Here is a 17,115-nt window from a genome sequence, read left to right as displayed (position 1 = left end):
GTTATCCCGCGCTCGTCAGGATGGTCCGCGCCCGCGCACGGGAAGCGCCGCGCGTGGGCACGATAACCAGAACGCGACCTGGCCTGCCAACACGCCAGACCATCCTCAATGGAGCGACAGATGACCTACCGAAAACTTCCCCTCGCCCTCTCCCTCGCCGTAGCCGGCCTGAGCCCCGTCATGGCCTCCGCGGACGAAGGCGCCGAGGGCTTCGTCGAAGGCAGCAGCCTGCACATCCTCAACCGCAACTTCTATTTCAACCGCGACGCCCGCCACGGCCAGTCGGTGGCGCCACGCGACAACGGCTACTCGGAGGTCTGGGCCCACGGCATCGTAGGCCGCTTCGAATCGGGCTTCACCCGGGGCACGGTCGGCTTCGGCATCGATGCCTTCGCCATGCTCGGCCTGCAACTGGACAGCGGCGACGGCCGCAACGGCTCCGGTACCTCGGTGGACATCCTGCCCAGCGACCACGACGGCCACACCCAGGACAACTACGCCAAGGCCGGCGGCGCCGCCAAGGTGCGACTGCTGGATACCGTGCTGCGCGCTGGCGACGTCTTCCCGATGACCCCGGTGGTCCACTACGGCGACGCGCGCCTGCTGCCCGAGTCGTTCCGCGGCATCACCCTGGAAAACCGCAGCCTGGATGGGCTGACCGTGCAGGCCGGGCGCCTGCACTCGATGAGCCAGCCGCAGGAACGCAAGCAGCGCGATAACTTCGCCACCTTCTATGCCGGCCCGGTCGATTCGCCGTGGGTCTCCTACCTGGGCGGCGACTACGCGTTGAACGAGAACGTCAGCGTCAGCCTGTACGGCAGCCGCCTGAAGGACGCCTGGACCCAGTACTACGGCGGCACGTCCGTCAGCTATCCCCTCGCGGATGACGTCTCGCTGTTCGGCGGCTTCAACTACTACAAGTCGGTCGACGACGGCCGCCAGTTGCTCGGCGACTTCAACACCAACATCTGGAGCGGCAAGCTGGGTGTCAGCTTCGGCGCCCACAGCCTCGCCCTCAGCCACCAGCGCAACAACGGCGACAACGACTTCGACTACCTGCGCCAGTCCGACTCGATCTACCTGGACAACGCCATCCAGTACACCGACTTCAACTCGCCGAAGGAACGCTCCTGGATGCTGCGCTACGACCTCGACATGGAAACCTTCGGCATCCCCGGCCTGACCTTCATGACCCGCTACGGTAGGGGCAGCGACGTCGACTACTCGAACGCCAACGGCGTCTACATGCGGCGCGACGAGAACGGCAACCCGCTGACCGATCAGAAACGCTGGGAACGTGACATCGAGGCCCAGTACGTGGTCCAGAGCGGTTCGCTGAAGGATCTGTCCTTCCGCCTCCGCCAGGCCACCACCCGCGCCACGGCCTTCGAGTCGGACCTGGACGAGGTCCGACTGATCATCGAATACCCGCTGCAGGTCCTGTGAACGGGCGGCGGGCTCCGGGTTACAGACTTGTCACCCCGCACTCACCGTCCCGTCAGGATCGCTCCTCTATAACTTGCTCGTCTCCTCGTGCCTCCAGCGTCGTTGGAGACCCGTGACGTTCGCCTCTAATAGGCTCTGCTCCCTTGGTGGGAGGCGAACCCTCAAGCGCCCGCATGGGCGCTTTTTTTTGCCGACGGCTTCCCCACCAACGGGCACGGTGGTGACGCGAGGAACGGGCTACAGCCGCACGCTGGCGAAGCTCGATTCGCCCTGGGCCCGCGAGAGCGCGGCCATGGCCGTGGATGAGGGTATCAGCGACTCTCCGACCACTGCCGGTATCAGTCGCACGACGTTCGCCGTCCCCTGCCCCACACGTTCGTCGCGCGGCGGGATGCCGAAGTACTCGCGGTAGCACTTGGAGAAGTGCGGGGTGGAGACGAAGCCGCATACCGAGGCCACTTCGATGATCGACATCGGCGTCTGCTTCAGCAACTGGCGGGCGCGGATCAGGCGCAGCTTCAGGTAGTAGCGCGACGGCGAGCAGTGCAGGTATTTCTGGAACAGGCGCTCCAGTTGCCGGCGCGAGACGTCGACGTAGCTGGCCAGTTCGTCGAGGTCGATGGGTTCCTCCAGGTTGGCCTCCATCAGGGCGACGATCTCCTGGAGTTTCGGCTGGTTGCTGCCGAGCATGTGCTTGAGCGGCACACGCTGGTGGTCCTGCTCGTTGCGGATGCGCTCGTAGATGAACATCTCGGAGATTCCCGCCACCAGCTCGCGGCCGTGCTCGCGGCCGATCAGGTGCAGCATCATGTCCATCGGTGCGGTGCCGCCCGAGGAGGTGCTGCGGTTGCGGTCGATGGAGAACAGCCGGGTGGTGATCGCCGCGCGCGGGAAGGCTTCCTGCATGGCCGCCAGGCATTCCCAGTGCACGCTGCACTCGTAGCCATCAAGCAGGCCGGCCTTGGCCAGCGCCCAACTGCCGGTGCACACGCCACCCAACTGGCGGCCCTGGCGGGCCTGGGCCTGCAACCAGAGCACCTGCTCGCGGGTGACGCTGTTCTGGATGCCCACACCGCCGCAGACGATCACCATGTCCAGCGCGGGGGCGGTGTCGAAGCCGGCGTCGGGGGTGATCTGCAGGCCGTCGCTGGCGCTCACCGCCCGGCCGTCCTGGGTCAGGGTGAACCAGCGGTAGAGTTCGCGTCCGGACAGGTGGTTGGCCATGCGCAGCGGTTCCACCGCCGAGGCCAGGGATATCAGGGTGAAGCTGTCCAACAACAGGAAACCGATGGATTGTGGAGCACGATCACGGGCCTGAGCCCCTTGCTTGAACTCTGACATTGCACACCCTCACGCATGGCAAACGGCTGAGCCTCGTCCGAGGCCTCTTTTGTTATTGGTTCTGGAACGGCTTCCACCAGACCCTGGGTGAGATAAGGCAAATGCCGTGCCTAAATTGATTAACCGTTCAATAAAAAATAAAAAACCCGTCCCAAACCTTGCCGGATGGTCTGGGTACGGGGAGCGAGGGCTGCGCCATGTGACCGCCTGGTCACCCTGGAATCCGGCCAGTGGGGATTCCGGTAGCAGCGGCGACAACTCCGCTACGGAAGGAAATATCGGCGGTAACGGCAAGGCCCCACCGACCGTGCACGCCCCATGGACGTGCAGTCCGGGCGGCGGCTGGACGAAAATGGTTCAACATTCGATGGCGCTGACAGCCAGGCCGCCACGCGAGGTCTCCTTGTACTTGTCGTGCATGTCCGCTCCGGTGTCGCGCATGGTGCGGATCACCCGGTCCAGCGAGATGAAGTGTTCGCCATCCCCGCGCAGCGCCATCTGCGCCGCGTTGATCGCCTTCACCGCGGCGATCGCGTTGCGCTCGATGCACGGCACCTGCACCAGGCCGCCGACCGGGTCGCAGGTCAGGCCCAGGTTGTGCTCCAGGCCGATCTCCGCCGCGTTCTCCAGTTGTTCCGGCGTCGCTCCCAGCACTTCCGCCAGGCCCGCCGCCGCCATCGCGCAGGCCGAGCCCACCTCACCCTGGCAGCCTACTTCCGCGCCGGAGATCGAGGCGTTCTTCTTGCAGAGGATGCCCACCGCCGCCGCGCCCAGGAAGAAACGCACCACGTCGTCCTCGCTCGCTTCCGGGTTGAAGCGCATGTAGTAGTGCAGCACCGCCGGGATGATCCCCGCCGCCCCATTGGTCGGCGCGGTGACCATCCGGCCGCCCGCCGCGTTCTCCTCGTTCACCGCCAGCGCGTACAGGTTGACCCACTCCATCGCGCTCATGGTCGAACCGATCACGTTGGGGCGGCCCAGCTCCTGCAGGCTGCGGTGCAGCCGCGCCGCGCGGCGTCGCACGTTCAACCCGCCCGGCAGGATGCCCTCCGCCTGAAGGCCGTTGGCCACGCATTCCTGCATCACCTGCCAGAGCCGCAACAGCCCTTCGCGGATCTGCGCCTCGTCGCGCCAGGCCAGTTCGTTGGCCAGCATCAGTTCGGAAACCCGCAGTCCGTGGCGCCGGCACAGGGTGAGCAGTTCGGCGGCGCTGGAGAAATCGTAGGGCAGCACGGTGGAGTCCTGGTCCAGTTGCCCGCTCGCCGCCTGCTCAGCGTCCACCACGAAACCGCCGCCCACCGAGTAATAGGTGTCGGTGTGCAGCTCGTTCGTCTCGCCATGAGCCACCAGGGTCATGGCGTTGGGATGGTAAGGCAGGTTCTCGTCCAGCAGGCGCATGTCCCGCTCCCAGTCGAAGGACACCGGCTGGCGGCCAGCCAGCAGCAGTTCGCCGCTCGCGCGCAGGCTGGCGATACGCGGCTCGATCAGCGATGGGTCGATACGTTCCGGCCACTCGCCCATCAGGCCCATGATCACCGCGCGATCGGTGCCGTGGCCGACGCCGGTGGCCGACAGCGAACCGTACAGGCGTACTTCGATGCGCCGTACCCGTTCCAGCAGGCGCCGCTCGACCAGCGCACCGGCGAACAAAACCGCCGCGCGCATGGGGCCGACCGTGTGTGAACTGGACGGGCCGATGCCGATCTTGAACAGGTCGAATACGCTGATGGCCACGGGGCGCTCCTCCGGGGAAGGTTGTCGATCGCCCTGCATCATCGAACTTTCCCCCGCTCGGCGACGTCCCACACCGACTCATGCATATCCAAATACGTCGCCGCCGATGGCGCGCTTGCGGAGGCCATACGATCCCGGCACCCTGCCCTTTCGAGACCGCCAGTTGGCATCTCCACCGATAAATCCGCGGCATGTCGTCGCTCAGTACATGAAGGTCGCAAACCGATAATTGCCGCGACCCCAAGGCTTTATCGTTGAGTCACCCGATTCGTCGCTGCCGGCTCCCGTGGGCCGGCAGACCGAGAGCTCACCGCTCCGGACCGAAGAGCCCATAAGCGGTAGCCTTCCCCTCGAAACGAAGGCATGCCTAGAAGAAATTTCGGAAGTACGAGCACCTCAGGTCGAGGTGTCGCATACCCCAGGGAATGGGTTTCGCAACACTGCCAGAGGACGAGCACGCCCTCGACATTGTTAATCCACACAGGCAAGGCAGTCGGCATCACCAGGCCGTAGGTGCTTCGCGGCGCGGCCCTGGCTTCGTGCAACTGATCTGGATGTCTACTGAAGGGGAAATATCCCATGCAGGCTGGAAAGATCGTGGTGCAAAACCTCTACAAGGTTTTCGGGCCACAACCACAGGAAGCAATCGATTTACTCCAACAAGGCTGGAGCAAGGAAAAGATCCTTGCCGAACGGGGAGCGGTGATCGGCGTCAGTGACGTCTCCTTCAGCGTCAACGAAGGCGAGATATTCGTCCTCATGGGGCTTTCCGGTTCCGGCAAGTCCACCCTGATCCGGCTGATCAACCGCCTGATCGAACCGACTGCCGGCGATGTGTTCATCGACGGCCAGAACGTCGCCAAGCTGCCCAAGTCGCAACTGATCGACCTGCGCCGCCGCGACATGAGCATGGTCTTCCAGTCCTTCGCCCTGATGCCCTCGCGCAGCGTGCTGGACAACGCCGCCTTCGGCCTGGAAGTCGCCGGCAAGGGCCGCAAGGAACGCGAGAAGCGCGCCATGGAAGTGCTCGAACAGGTCGGCCTGGCCAGCTTCGCCCACAAGTATCCCCACGAACTGTCCGGCGGCATGCAGCAGCGCGTCGGCCTGGCCCGCGCCCTGGCGGTCGATCCGTCGATGATCATCATGGACGAGGCCTTCTCCGCCCTCGACCCGCTCAAGCGCCGCGAGATGCAGGACGTGCTGCTCAACCTGCAGCAGGAGCAGAGCCGCACCATCATCTTCGTCTCCCACGACATCGAGGAAGCCATCCGCATCGGCAGCCGCATCGGCATCATGGAAGGCGGCAGGCTGATCCAGGTCGGCACTCCGCAGCAGATCATCGAGCAACCCGCCAACGACTACGTGCGCAACTTCTTCAACACCATCGACACCAGCCGCTACCTCACCGCCGGCCAGCTCAAGGCCGACAGCGTCCCGCTGTTCGTCCACAACGGCAAGGCGCCGGACGCGCAGATGGTCTGCCAGAAGCTGCAAGCCATGGACAAGCACTACGCCTTCATCGTCGACGAGAAGAACACCTTCCGCGGCTCCATCAGCCTGGAGAAGATCGCCCTGCTGGTGGAAGGCGGCCGCACCCTGACGCTCGAACAGGACCTGCTCAAGCCCATCGAACCGGTGCCCGAAGACCTGCCGCTGGACAGCGTGATCCAGCGCCTGGTGATCAATGAAGGCCCCATCCCGGTCATCGACCGGAACGGACAGTACTGCGGCGCGATCAGCAAGGGCCGCCTGCTCAGCCACCTGCGGGGGGAATGAAGATGAGCGAGAAACTGGATCTGGGCAGTTGGGTCAACGACCTCGTCCAACACCTGCTGGAAAACTACAGCGGCGCCTTCGAACAGATCGGCGGGCTGGTCGGCGGCTTCTCCGAACTGATCGAACATCTCCTCATGTGGCCGCCGTCCTGGGTGTTGATCGCCATCTTCATCGGCCTCGGCCTATGGCGCATCGGCGTCAGGTTCGCCGCCTTCACCGCCGCCTCGCTGGCGCTGATCGTGCTCACCGGCTTCTGGGAGCAGACGGTGGTGACCCTCGGGCTGACCTTCTCCGCCACGCTGATCAGCCTGCTGCTCGGCGTCCCCCTCGGCATCTGGGCGGCCAAGAGCGAACGCGTGGCCTATGTGATCCGCCCGGTGCTCGACTTCATGCAGACCATGCCGGCCTTCGTCTACCTGATCCCGGCGGCCATGCTGTTCGGCCTCGGACGCGTCCCCGGCATCATCGCCACGGTGATCTTCGCCATGCCGCCGGCCGTGCGCCTGACCAGCCTCGGCATCCGCCAGGTGAACAAGGAAATCGTCGAGGCCGGCCAGTCCTTCGGCTGCAACGGCTGGCAACTGCTGTTCAAGGTGCAGTTGCCGAATGCCATGCCCTCGATCATGGCCGGGGTCAACCAGACCATCATGATGGCGCTATCCATGGTGATCATCGCCTCGATGGTCGGCGCGGGCGGCCTGGGCAACGACGTGCTGGCCAGCATCCAGCGCCTGGACATCGGCCTCGGTTTCGAGAGCGGCATGGCCGTGGTCCTCCTGGCGATCATCCTCGACCGCATCACCGAAAGCTTCGGCACGCCGCAAACCACGAGCCGCCGCCGCTTCGCCTGGCTGACCGCCCGCTTGCAGCGTCAATGAACGGTATTTCAACCATCGAAATCGGGGAGTCGTAGATGAAGAAATCGAGAATCGCAGCCATCGGCCTGCTGGCCTGGGCACTCGCGAGCGGCGCCTGGGCGCAGGAACCGCAGAGCTGCAAGCAGGTCCGCTTCGCCGAGATCGGCTGGGCCGACATCGCCGCCACCACCGGCGTGGCCATGGTGCTCACCGAGGGGCTGGGCTACAACCCGCGCAAGATCATGGCTTCGGTACCGATCGCCTTCACCGGCGTGAAGAGCGGGCAGGTCGACGTGTTCCTCGGCTACTGGGCGCCGTCGATGGATGCGGTGATCGAACCCTTCACCAAGAACGGCGGGGTCAAGGTACTGCCGAAAGCGAACCTGGAAGGCGCCAAGTACACCCTGGCGGTGCCGACCTACGCCGCCGAGGCGGGCCTCAAGAGCTTCCAGGACATCGCCCGCTTCAAGGACCAGTTGGACGGCAAGATCTACGCCATCGAGCCGGGCAACGACGGCAACCTGCTGATCGACAAGATGATCAAGAGCGACCAGTACGGCCTCGGCGGCTTCCGCATGGTCGAATCCAGCGAGGCCGGGATGATCATCCAGGTCCAGCGCGCGGTGAAGAAACAGGAGCCGGTGGTGTTCCTGGCCTGGGCGCCGCACCCGATGAACACCCAGTTCGACATCACCTACCTGTCCGGCGGCGACGACGTGTTCGGCCCCGACTACGGCGCCGCCAAGGTCTACACCGTGGTACCGCCGGACTACGAAACCCGTTGCGCCAACGTCGGCCGGCTGCTGAACAACCTGCAGTTCAGCGTCGAGATCGAAAGCCAGTTGATGGAAAAGGTGCTGGAAAAGGAAAACCCCACCACGGTCGCTCGCAACTGGCTCAAGGCCAACCCCGCCGCGCTCGACAAGTGGCTGGCCGGCGTGACCACCTTCGACGGCCAGGACGGCATCGTCGCCGTGAAACAGCACCTCGGCCTGTAGCACCCGGCTCCTTTCCCTGGTTTTCCCCCGCGACGGCCCTCGGCCGTCGTGGGCCACGCCGTGCCTCCCGCACTGAAGAATGGGTAAACGGCCCCAGCCCGCTGCCAATCCACCTGACGGAGCAATACCTATGCGCAAGCTGAAATTCCGCTGTCTGCAAACCCTCGGTGCCGCCGCCCTGGCCCTCGGCATGGGCGTGGCCGGCGCGGCCGACAAACCGACCCTGAAGATCGGCTACGTCAACGGCTGGGACGACAGCGTCGCCGCCACCCACGTGGCCGGGGAAATCCTCAAGGAAAAGCTCGGCTACCCGGTCGAGCTGAAACCCGTGGAGCCGGCCATCATGTGGCAGGGCGTGGCGCGCGGCGACCTGGACGCCACCCTCTCCGCCTGGCTGCCGGCCACCCACGGCGAGTACTACACCAAGCTGAAGGACAAGGTGTCGGTGCTCGGAACCAACTACGAAGGCGCGAGGATCGGCCTGGTGGTGCCGGACTACGTGGAAGCGCGGAGCATCGAGGACCTGAACAAGTACACCCAGGCGCTCGACGGCAAGATCACCGGTATCGACGCCGGCGCCGGGGTGATGCGCCGCACCGAGGACGTCATCGACCAGTACGGCCTCGACCTCAAGCTGATGCCCAGCTCCGGCCCGGCCATGGTCACTGCCCTGGCCCGCGCCGAGAAGGCGCAGAAGCCGATCGTGGTGACCAGTTGGATTCCGCACTGGATGTTCGCCAAGTGGAAACTGCGCTTCCTCGACGATCCGAAGAAGGTCTACGGCGAAGCCGAACGCATCGATACCGTGGCCAACCCGGGCCTGGCCAGCAAGGCCCCCGAAGCCAACGCCTTCCTCGAACGCTTCTCCTGGAGCAGCGAGGAAGTCGGCAGCGTGATGCTCGCCATCCGCGAGGGCGCCAAGCCGGAACAGGCCGCCAAGGAATGGATCGCCAGCAACCCCGAGCGTGTTGCCGGGTGGTTGCAGTAAGCGGCATCGCCCTCCCGCCAAGGGTGGGAGGGCCGAGTGATGCTCACCAGCAAGCAGGCAGGCAACCAGGAACTCGACCGCCAGCAGAAAGCAACAGACACAGCTCCCCTCTCCCTCCGGGAGAGGGGCCGGGGGTGAGGGACCGATCTTCGTAATACCAAAACCTTTCCAGTAACCCGACCACCGCCCCTCACCCCAGTCCTGGCTACGCGCCCCGCTCCTAGGCTCTGTACGAAAAGTGCCTGCGCTCGGTGATGCGTCGTTAAAAATCGGTTCGGAATGCTCATTTACAGCGCGTAAACTCGAACGCGAGCCCGGTCCGTTCCTCACCGATTTTTGCCTAGCCTGACCTTCGCTCGGCGACTTTTCGTACAGACCCTAAGGGAGAGGGAGCCGAGTAGCGTCCAGACCAGCCTCCTTGGCGGTCGGCAGCGGAACGAAAAATGATGAAGCGGGACCGGCCGGTCACCTTGTTTGATTGATTGCTCAAACAAAAGCCGCCTAGACTTCGCCCCACGCCCATCATCATGGAGTTCCCGATGCCCAAGGTCGGAATGCAGCCGATCCGCCGTTCGCAATTGATCAATGCCACCCTCCAGGCCGTCGACCAGGTCGGCATGAGCGATGCCAGCATCGCCTACATTGCCCGGCTCGCCGGCGTCTCCAACGGCATCATCAGCCACTACTTCCAGGACAAGAACGGCCTGCTCGAAGCCACCATGCGGCACCTGATGCTGGCCCTCAGCGACGCCGTGCGCGAACGCCGCGCGGCACTGAAGGACGACAGCCCGCGCGCGCACCTGCGGGCGATCATCGAGGGCAACTTCGACGACAGCCAGGTCAACGGCCCGGCCATGAAGACCTGGCTGGCATTCTGGGCCAGCAGCATGCACCACCCGGTGCTGCGACGCCTGCAGCGGGTCAACGACCGTCGCCTGTATTCCAACCTGTGTTGCGAATTCCGCCGCGTGCTCAACCTCGCCGACGCCCGCTCGGCGGCCCTCGGCCTGGCCGCGCTGATCGACGGCCTGTGGCTGCGCAGCGCGCTCTCCGGCTCCGGGGACGCCTTCAAGAGCGAGCAGGCGTTGCAGGTCGCTTTCGAATACCTGGACCTGCAACTGGCCAAGGTCCGGAAGGCCTAGGGCTTGTCGTGATGGGTATCGTCGCTACGCTCCTCGACCCATCCTACGGAAGCTCGGATTGATTGGTTTCCCGCGTTCGCGGGAATGACGAGGTAGAAGGCACGCCCGGAGTCTCCCCTGTCATCCCCGCGAACGCAGGGACCCAGAAAACAAGGCACCGCCCTCAGGATGGGGAAACGATACCCATCGGCAAAGATCAGACACCTCCCTGCCCCACCGGAGCCACACCCTGCACCGCCGGCTGCGCCCCCAAATCCGCGCGCATCGCCTTGAGCAAGGCGAGCATATAGAGCAGCAGCACCACCGAGAACGGCAGGCCGGCCAGCACCACCACCGTCTGCATGGCGGTGAAGTTGCCGGCGAACAGCAGGCCGATGGTCACCAGGGTGATCACCACCGACCAGAAGATACGCAGCCAGTGCGGCGCGTCCTCGTCCAGGTCGCCGTCCTTGCGCGACAGGTTGGCCAGCATCACCGAACCGGAATCGGCAGGGGTGAGGAACAGCACGAAGCCGACGCAGATCGACAGGCCGATCACCGCCTTGGACCAGGGATAGTGTTCCAGCAGCAGGTAGATGGACATCGCCGGCTGCTCCAGCGCCGCCTTGCCGAGCTCCGTGGCGTTCTGGTTCATCACCAGATCCAGGGCGCTATTGCCGAAGACCGACAGCCAGGCCAGGGTGAAGCCCAGCGGGATCAGCAATACGCCGCAGACCAGCTCGCGCACCGTCCGCCCACGGGAAATGCGCGCGATGAACATGCCCACGAACGGCGCCCAGGAAATCCACCAGGCCCAGTAGAACAGGGTCCACAGCCCCATCCACTCCTCGCCCTTGCCGGACTGCCCGGTGTAGACGTAGAGGTCGAAGGTCTTCAGCACCAGGCCGTTGAGATAATCGCCGAGGTTCTGCACCAGGCCATTGAGCAGGTGCAGCGTCGGCCCGGCGAGCAGGACGAACACCAGCAGGCCGCTGAACAGGATGATGTTCAGGTTGGACAGCCGGCGGATGCCCTTCTCCACCCCCGACACCGCCGCCAGCGTGGCCACCACGCTCATCACCAGGATCACCGCCAGCAGCGCGCTCTGGCTGTGCGGCATGCCGAACAGGTGTTCCAGGCCGGAGGCCACCTGCAATGAGCCGATGCCGAGGTTGGTCACCAGTCCCAGCAGGGTGACGAAGATGCCAAAGCAGTCCACCGCATTGCCCACCGAGCCGCGCATCAGGCGCTCGCCGAACAGCGGGTAAAGCGCCGAGCGTAACGCCAGCGGCTGCTTGTGGCGGTAGGCGAAATAGCCGACGGCCAGGCCCACCAGCGCATAGATGGCCCAGCCATGCACGCCCCAGTGGAGGAAGGTCAGTTGCAGCGCCTGGCGCGCCGCATGCTGGCTGCCCGGCTCGCCTTCCGGCGGGTTGAAGAGGTGGTCGATCGGCTCGGAAGCGGCGAAATAGAGCAGCGAAATACCGATCCCCGAAGAGAACAGCATCCCCGCCCAGGCCGCGTAGCTGAAGTCCGGCCGTTCGTGATCGGCGCCCAGGCGCAGGTGGCCGAAGCGCGAGAAGGCCACGTAGAGCACGAAGAACAGGTAGGCGCCGATGGCCAGCATGTAATACCAGCCGAAGCTTCGCGACAGCCAGCCCTGGGCCTTGCCCAGCCAGGTGCCGGCACCTTCCGGGAAAGCGATCAGCACGGCGGTGAGGACCAGGATCAACGCGGTGGACCCGAAAAAGACGACCGGATTCAAGCGCGCCTTCTCGGTAGTTGTTGTTGGCAGAGAAGCAGTACGCATTGGAGTTGGGCTCCGAGGCAATGAAAACAGACGCCGCTTCATGGTCGGCGGCGTGCCGCGCCATCGGCCGGAGACGGCTGGAACCGTCGGCCGGTGGCCTGGAACGGGTGCGGCGAACTGCCGCAGCGAGGTTCGTGGTGCGCAGCTTATTCTTTGTTGTTTGAACGATCAATAAAAATAAAGTAGGCTGAATTTCAACCGCTTCCGGAGAGGCCTGCGCCCTTGCGCCACGCCCCGTCCGGCCAAGCCTTGCGCGGCCCAACACGACAAGAGAGGACACCCCATGGCCCGATTCGAAGAACAGAAGCTCTACATTGGCGGCCGCTACGTCGACGCCAGCGGCGGCGCCACCTTCGAGACCATCAACCCGGCCAACGGCGAGGTGCTGGCCAATGTCCAGCGCGCCGCCAGGGAGGACGTCGAGCGCGCCGTCGCCAGCGCCGTGGAGGGCCAGAAAGTGTGGGCCGCGATGACCGCCATGCAGCGCTCGCGCATCCTGCGCCGCGCCGTGGAGATCCTGCGCGAGCGCAACGACGAACTGGCCGAACTGGAAACCCTGGACACCGGCAAGCCGTTGTCCGAGACCCGCGCCGTGGACATCGTCACCGGCGCCGACGTGATCGAGTATTACGCCGGCCTGGCCCCGGCCATCGAGGGCGAGCAGATCCCGCTGCGCGAGACCAGCTTCGTCTACACCCGCCGCGAGCCGCTGGGCGTGGTCGCCGGTATCGGCGCCTGGAACTACCCGGCGCAGATCGCCATGTGGAAGTCCGCCCCGGCCCTGGCCGCCGGCAACGCGATGATCTTCAAGCCCAGCGAAGTCACCCCGCTGACCGCCCTGAAGCTGGCCGAGATCTACACCGAAGCCGGCGTGCCGGACGGTGTGTTCAACGTGCTCACCGGCAGCGGCCGCGAAGTCGGCCAGTGGCTGACCGAGCACCCGCTGATCGAGAAGATCTCCTTCACCGGCGGTACCGCCACCGGCAAGAAAGTGATGGCCAGCGCCTCCAGTTCCTCGCTCAAGGAAGTGACCATGGAACTGGGCGGCAAGTCGCCGCTGATCATCTTCGAAGACGCCGACCTCGACCGCGCCGCCGACATCGCCGTGATGGCCAACTTCTTCAGCTCCGGCCAGGTCTGCACCAACGGCACCCGCGTGTTCGTCCCGCGCGTCCTGCAGGCCCGCTTCGAGGCCAAGGTGGTCGAGCGCGTCAAGCGCATCCGCCTGGGCAACCCGGAAGATGCCGAGACCAACTTCGGCCCGCTGACCAGCTTCGCCCACATGGAGAGCGTGCTCGGCTACATCCAGGCCGGCCGCCAGGAAGGCGCGCGCCTGCTGATCGGCGGCGAACGCGTCACCGAAGGCGAATTCGCCAAGGGCGCCTACGTGGCCCCGACCGTGTTCAGCGACTGCACCGACGAAATGACCATCGTCCGCGAGGAAATCTTCGGCCCGGTGATGAGCATCCTCGTCTACGACACCGAGGAAGAAGCCATCCGCCGCGCCAACGACACCGACTACGGCCTCGCCGCAGGCGTGGTGACCCGCGACCTGGCCCGCGCCCACCGCGTGATCCACAAGCTGGAAGCCGGCATCTGCTGGATCAACACCTGGGGCGAATCGCCCGCCGAAATGCCGGTCGGCGGCTACAAGCAGTCCGGCGTCGGCCGCGAGAACGGCCTGACCACCCTCGCCCACTACACCCGCATCAAGTCGGTGCAGGTGGAGTTGGGTGACTACGTCTCGGTTTTCTGACGAAAACAGCTACAAGCGCCAAGCCACAAGCCGCAAGAAAGAGCCGGAGCAATTCCCGCTTCTACTTGCAGCTTGAGGCTTGCAGCTTTCATCCGAAGGATGCTGCTTTATGGAATACGACTACATCATCATCGGCGCCGGCTCCGCCGGTAACGTACTGGCCACCCGCCTGACCGAGGACGCCGACGTCAGCGTGTTGCTGCTGGAGGCCGGCGGCCCGGACTATCGCCTGGACTTCCGCACCCAGATGCCCGCCGCCCTCGCCTATCCGCTGCAGGGCCGCCGCTACAACTGGGCCTACGAGACCGAACCGGAACCCTTCATGGACAACCGCCGCATGGAGTGCGGACGCGGCAAGGGCCTGGGTGGCTCCTCGCTGATCAACGGCATGTGCTACATCCGCGGCAACGCCATGGACTTCGACAACTGGGCCAAGGCGCCCGGCCTCGAAGACTGGAGCTACCTGGACTGCCTGCCCTACTTCCGCAAGGCGGAAACCCGCGACATCGGCCCCAACGACTACCACGGCGGCGAAGGCCCGGTCAGCGTGACCACGCCCAAGCCCGGCAACAATCCGTTGTTCCACGCCATGGTCGAGGCCGGCGTGCAGGCCGGCTACCCGCGCACCGACGACCTCAACGGCTACCAGCAGGAAGGCTTCGGCCCGATGGATCGCACCGTCACCCCGCAGGGACGCCGCTCCAGCACCGCGCGCGGCTACCTGGACCAGGCACGCGGCCGGCCGAACCTGACCATCGTCACCCACGCCCTCACCGACCGCATCCTGTTCAGCGGCAAGCGCGCCACCGGCGTCGCCTACCTGCACGGCTCCAGAGACCAGGCGGTGACCGTCCACGCCCGCCGCGAAGTGCTGCTGTGCGCAGGCGCCATCGCCTCGCCGCAGATTCTCCAGCGCTCCGGCGTCGGCCCGGCGTCGCTGCTGCGCGGCCTCGATATCCCGGTGGTGCACGACCTGCCAGGCGTCGGCGCCAACCTCCAGGACCACCTGGAGATGTACCTGCAGTATTCCTGCAAGGAGCCGGTGTCGCTCTACCCCGCCCTGCAGTGGTGGAACCAGCCGGGCATCGGCGCCAACTGGCTGCTGCGCGGCAAGGGCCTGGGCGCCAGCAACCAGTTCGAGGCCGGCGGCTTCATCCGTACCCGCCCGGAGTTCGAGTGGCCGAACATCCAGTTCCACTTCCTGCCGGTGGCGATCAACTACAACGGCAGCAACGCGGTGAAGGAACACGGCTTCCAGGCCCACGTCGGCTCCATGCGCTCGCCGAGCCGTGGCCGCATCCACCTGAAGTCCAGGGACCCGCGCCAACACCCGAGCATCCTGTTCAACTACATGTCCACCGAGCAGGACTGGCAGGAGTTCCGCGACGCCATCCGCATCACCCGCGAGATCATGGCGCAACCGGCGCTGGACCCGTTCCGCGGACGCGAGATCAGCCCCGGCCTGGACTGCCAGAGCGACGCCCAGTTGGACGCCTTCGTGCGCCAGCATGCGGAAACCGCCTTCCACCCGTCCTGCTCGTGCAAGATGGGCAACGACGAGATGGCGGTGGTCGATGGCCACGGCCGCGTGCACGGCATGCAGGGCCTGCGGGTGATCGACGCCTCGATCATGCCGGAGATCATCACCGGCAACCTCAACGCCACTACCATCATGATCGCCGAGAAGCTCGCCGACCGGATTCGCGGCCGCCAGCCGCTGCCGCGCAGCACCGCCAGCTACTACGTCGCCAACGGCGCACCGGTCCGTGGCGAGGTCTTGCGCCCGGCCGCCGCTCGGTTGTCCGCCTGACAACGGACATGGAGACCGACCTGTAGGAGCAAGGACGCTCCCCGTAGCCCGGATGAAATCCGGGACAACAAACCAACCACCCTCCCCGGATTGCATCCGGGCTACGTCCTAAATCGCGCCCTGTAGGAGCGGGCCACGCCCGCGATGGCCTTTACCGCCGCCATAAAAAAGAGGAGCCCGTGGGCTCCTCGAGGGTGACGCCGTGGAGTTGCCTGGGATCAGGCGGCGCTGAACAGCTTGTGCGGGTCGATGACGAATTTCTTCGGTACCCCGGCATCGAACTCACCATAGCCACGCGGTGCGTCGTCGAGGCTGATGACCTGCACGCCGACCACCTCGGCGATGTTGATGCGATCCCACATGATCGCCTGCATCAACTGGCGGTTGTACTTCATCACCGGCGTCTGCCCGGTGTGGAAGCTGTGGGACTTGGCCCAGCCGAGGCCGAAGCGGATGCTCAGGCTGCCGATCTTCGCCGCGGCATCCACCGCGCCCGGGTCCTCGGTGACGTAGAGGCCGGGAATACCGATCTTGCCGGCCACACGGGTGACCTGCATCAGCGAGTTGAGCACGGTGGCCGGAGCCTCCTGCTGCACGCCGGCATGACCGTGGCCACGGGCCTCGAAGCCCACCGCGTCGACCGCGCAATCCACCTCCGGCTCGCCCAGCAGGTCGGCGATCTGCTCGTGCAGCGGGGTGTCCCTGGACAGGTCGGCGATCGCGAAGCCGACCGCCTTGGCATGGGCCAGGCGCACCGGGTTGACGTCGCCGACGATCACCACCGCAGCCCCCAGCAGGCGCGCGGAAGCGGCCGCCGCCAGCCCCACCGGACCGGCGCCGGCGACGTACACGGTGCTGCCCGGCCCGACCCCGGCGGTCACCGCGCCGTGGTAGCCGGTGGGCAGGATGTCGGACAGGCAGGTCAGGTCGCGGATCTTCTCCATCGCCTTGTCGCGATCCGGCAGCTTGAGCAGGTTGAAGTCGGCGTAGGGCACCAGCACGTACTCGGCCTGGCCACCGGTCCAGTCGCCCATGTCGACGTAGCCGTAGGCGCCGCCGGCGCGCGCCGGGTTGACCGTCAGGCAGACGCCGGTGTGCTGCTCCTTGCAGCTCCGGCAGCGGCCGCACGCGACGTTGAACGGCACCGAGACCAGGTCGCCGATCTTCAGGTTCTCCACGTCGCGGCCCTTCTCGATCACCTCGCCGGTGATCTCGTGGCCGAGAACCAGGCCAACCTGCGCCGTGGTGCGGCCGCGCACCATGTGCTGGTCGGAGCCGCAGATATTGGTGGAAACCACCCGGAGGATCACCCCGTGCTCGATCTTGTTGCCGCGCGGGTCCTGCATCTTCGGATAGTCGATCTTCTGCACCTCGACCTTGCCAGCGCCGAGGTAAACGACACCACGATTACCAGACATTGCGTAACTCTCCTTTTGTTGTCGTGAATACAAAGGCGCGACCGACGGCCGCGCGGCCTT

Annotated in this window: 12 protein-coding genes; 8 read left to right on the top strand and 4 right to left on the bottom strand. The window is 65.5% G+C overall.

All coding sequences use genetic code 11. The features are described 5' to 3' along the window. Positions 1 to 180: 180 nt before the first annotated feature. A complete protein-coding gene (locus tag PSEWESI4_RS22070) occupies positions 181 to 1,446 on the top strand; it encodes an OprD family porin (RefSeq protein ID WP_235978992.1) in 1,266 nt (421 codons plus the stop codon). A 237-nt stretch (positions 1,447 to 1,683) separates the two neighbouring features. Here the strand turns inward: PSEWESI4_RS22070 and gbdR are convergent, their stop codons facing one another. Then, on the bottom strand, positions 1,684 to 2,787 hold the full coding sequence (gbdR, locus tag PSEWESI4_RS22065; protein ID WP_187673370.1) for a choline metabolism transcriptional regulator GbdR: 1,104 nt from the start codon (positions 2,785 to 2,787) through the stop codon (positions 1,684 to 1,686). A 357-nt stretch (positions 2,788 to 3,144) separates the two neighbouring features. Continuing rightward, a complete protein-coding gene (locus tag PSEWESI4_RS22060; RefSeq protein ID WP_187673369.1) occupies positions 3,145 to 4,521 on the bottom strand; it encodes an L-serine ammonia-lyase in 1,377 nt (458 codons plus the stop codon). Between the two features lie 579 nt (positions 4,522 to 5,100). Here PSEWESI4_RS22060 and PSEWESI4_RS22055 point away from each other — a divergent pair. From PSEWESI4_RS22055 to betI, 5 genes are all read left to right on the top strand, one after another. Beyond that, a complete protein-coding gene (locus PSEWESI4_RS22055) occupies positions 5,101 to 6,297 on the top strand; it encodes a quaternary amine ABC transporter ATP-binding protein (protein ID WP_187673368.1) in 1,197 nt (398 codons plus the stop codon). Positions 6,298 to 6,299: 2 nt separating this feature from the next. Further along, on the top strand, positions 6,300 to 7,175 hold the full coding sequence (locus PSEWESI4_RS22050; RefSeq protein WP_187673367.1) for an ABC transporter permease: 876 nt from the start codon (positions 6,300 to 6,302) through the stop codon (positions 7,173 to 7,175). Positions 7,176 to 7,210: 35 nt separating this feature from the next. After that, positions 7,211 to 8,152, top strand: coding sequence for a choline ABC transporter substrate-binding protein (locus PSEWESI4_RS22045; RefSeq protein WP_187673366.1), 942 nt, complete (start codon positions 7,211 to 7,213; stop codon positions 8,150 to 8,152). Positions 8,153 to 8,282: 130 nt separating this feature from the next. After that, the gene (locus tag PSEWESI4_RS22040; protein ID WP_187673365.1) at positions 8,283 to 9,140 is read left to right on the top strand and encodes a glycine betaine ABC transporter substrate-binding protein; all 858 of its coding nucleotides are present in this window, start codon (positions 8,283 to 8,285) and stop codon (positions 9,138 to 9,140) included. A gap of 539 nt (positions 9,141 to 9,679) precedes the next feature. After that, positions 9,680 to 10,282: a transcriptional regulator BetI gene (betI, locus tag PSEWESI4_RS22035; protein WP_187673364.1), complete on the top strand. Its 603-nt coding sequence runs from the start codon at positions 9,680 to 9,682 to the stop codon at positions 10,280 to 10,282. Between the two features lie 196 nt (positions 10,283 to 10,478). On the opposite strand, the gene PSEWESI4_RS22030 is transcribed toward betI, so the two are convergent. Beyond that, entirely contained in the window at positions 10,479 to 12,071 is a 1,593-nt protein-coding gene (locus PSEWESI4_RS22030; protein ID WP_187673363.1) for a BCCT family transporter, read from the bottom strand. A gap of 283 nt (positions 12,072 to 12,354) precedes the next feature. Here PSEWESI4_RS22030 and betB point away from each other — a divergent pair, with 283 nt between their 5' ends. Both betB and betA read left to right on the top strand, forming a co-directional pair. Next, positions 12,355 to 13,827: a betaine-aldehyde dehydrogenase gene (gene betB / locus PSEWESI4_RS22025; RefSeq protein WP_187673362.1), complete on the top strand. Its 1,473-nt coding sequence runs from the start codon at positions 12,355 to 12,357 to the stop codon at positions 13,825 to 13,827. A gap of 109 nt (positions 13,828 to 13,936) precedes the next feature. Further along, positions 13,937 to 15,637: a choline dehydrogenase gene (gene betA, locus PSEWESI4_RS22020; protein WP_187673361.1), complete on the top strand. Its 1,701-nt coding sequence runs from the start codon at positions 13,937 to 13,939 to the stop codon at positions 15,635 to 15,637. Between the two features lie 218 nt (positions 15,638 to 15,855). On the opposite strand, the gene fdhA is transcribed toward betA, so the two are convergent. Continuing rightward, positions 15,856 to 17,055 carry a formaldehyde dehydrogenase, glutathione-independent gene (gene fdhA / locus PSEWESI4_RS22015; RefSeq protein ID WP_187673360.1) on the bottom strand — a complete coding sequence of 400 codons (1,200 nt, stop codon included), beginning with the start codon at positions 17,053 to 17,055 and terminating at the stop codon, positions 15,856 to 15,858. Between the last annotated feature and the right edge of the window lie 60 nt (positions 17,056 to 17,115).

It is taken from the genome of Zestomonas carbonaria (genome assembly GCF_904061905.1).
In the GTDB taxonomy this organism is placed as follows: domain Bacteria; phylum Pseudomonadota; class Gammaproteobacteria; order Pseudomonadales; family Pseudomonadaceae; genus Aquipseudomonas; species Aquipseudomonas carbonaria.
The sequence above is the reverse complement of the archived record's forward strand: the minus strand, read 5'-3'. Positions and strand labels throughout refer to the sequence as shown.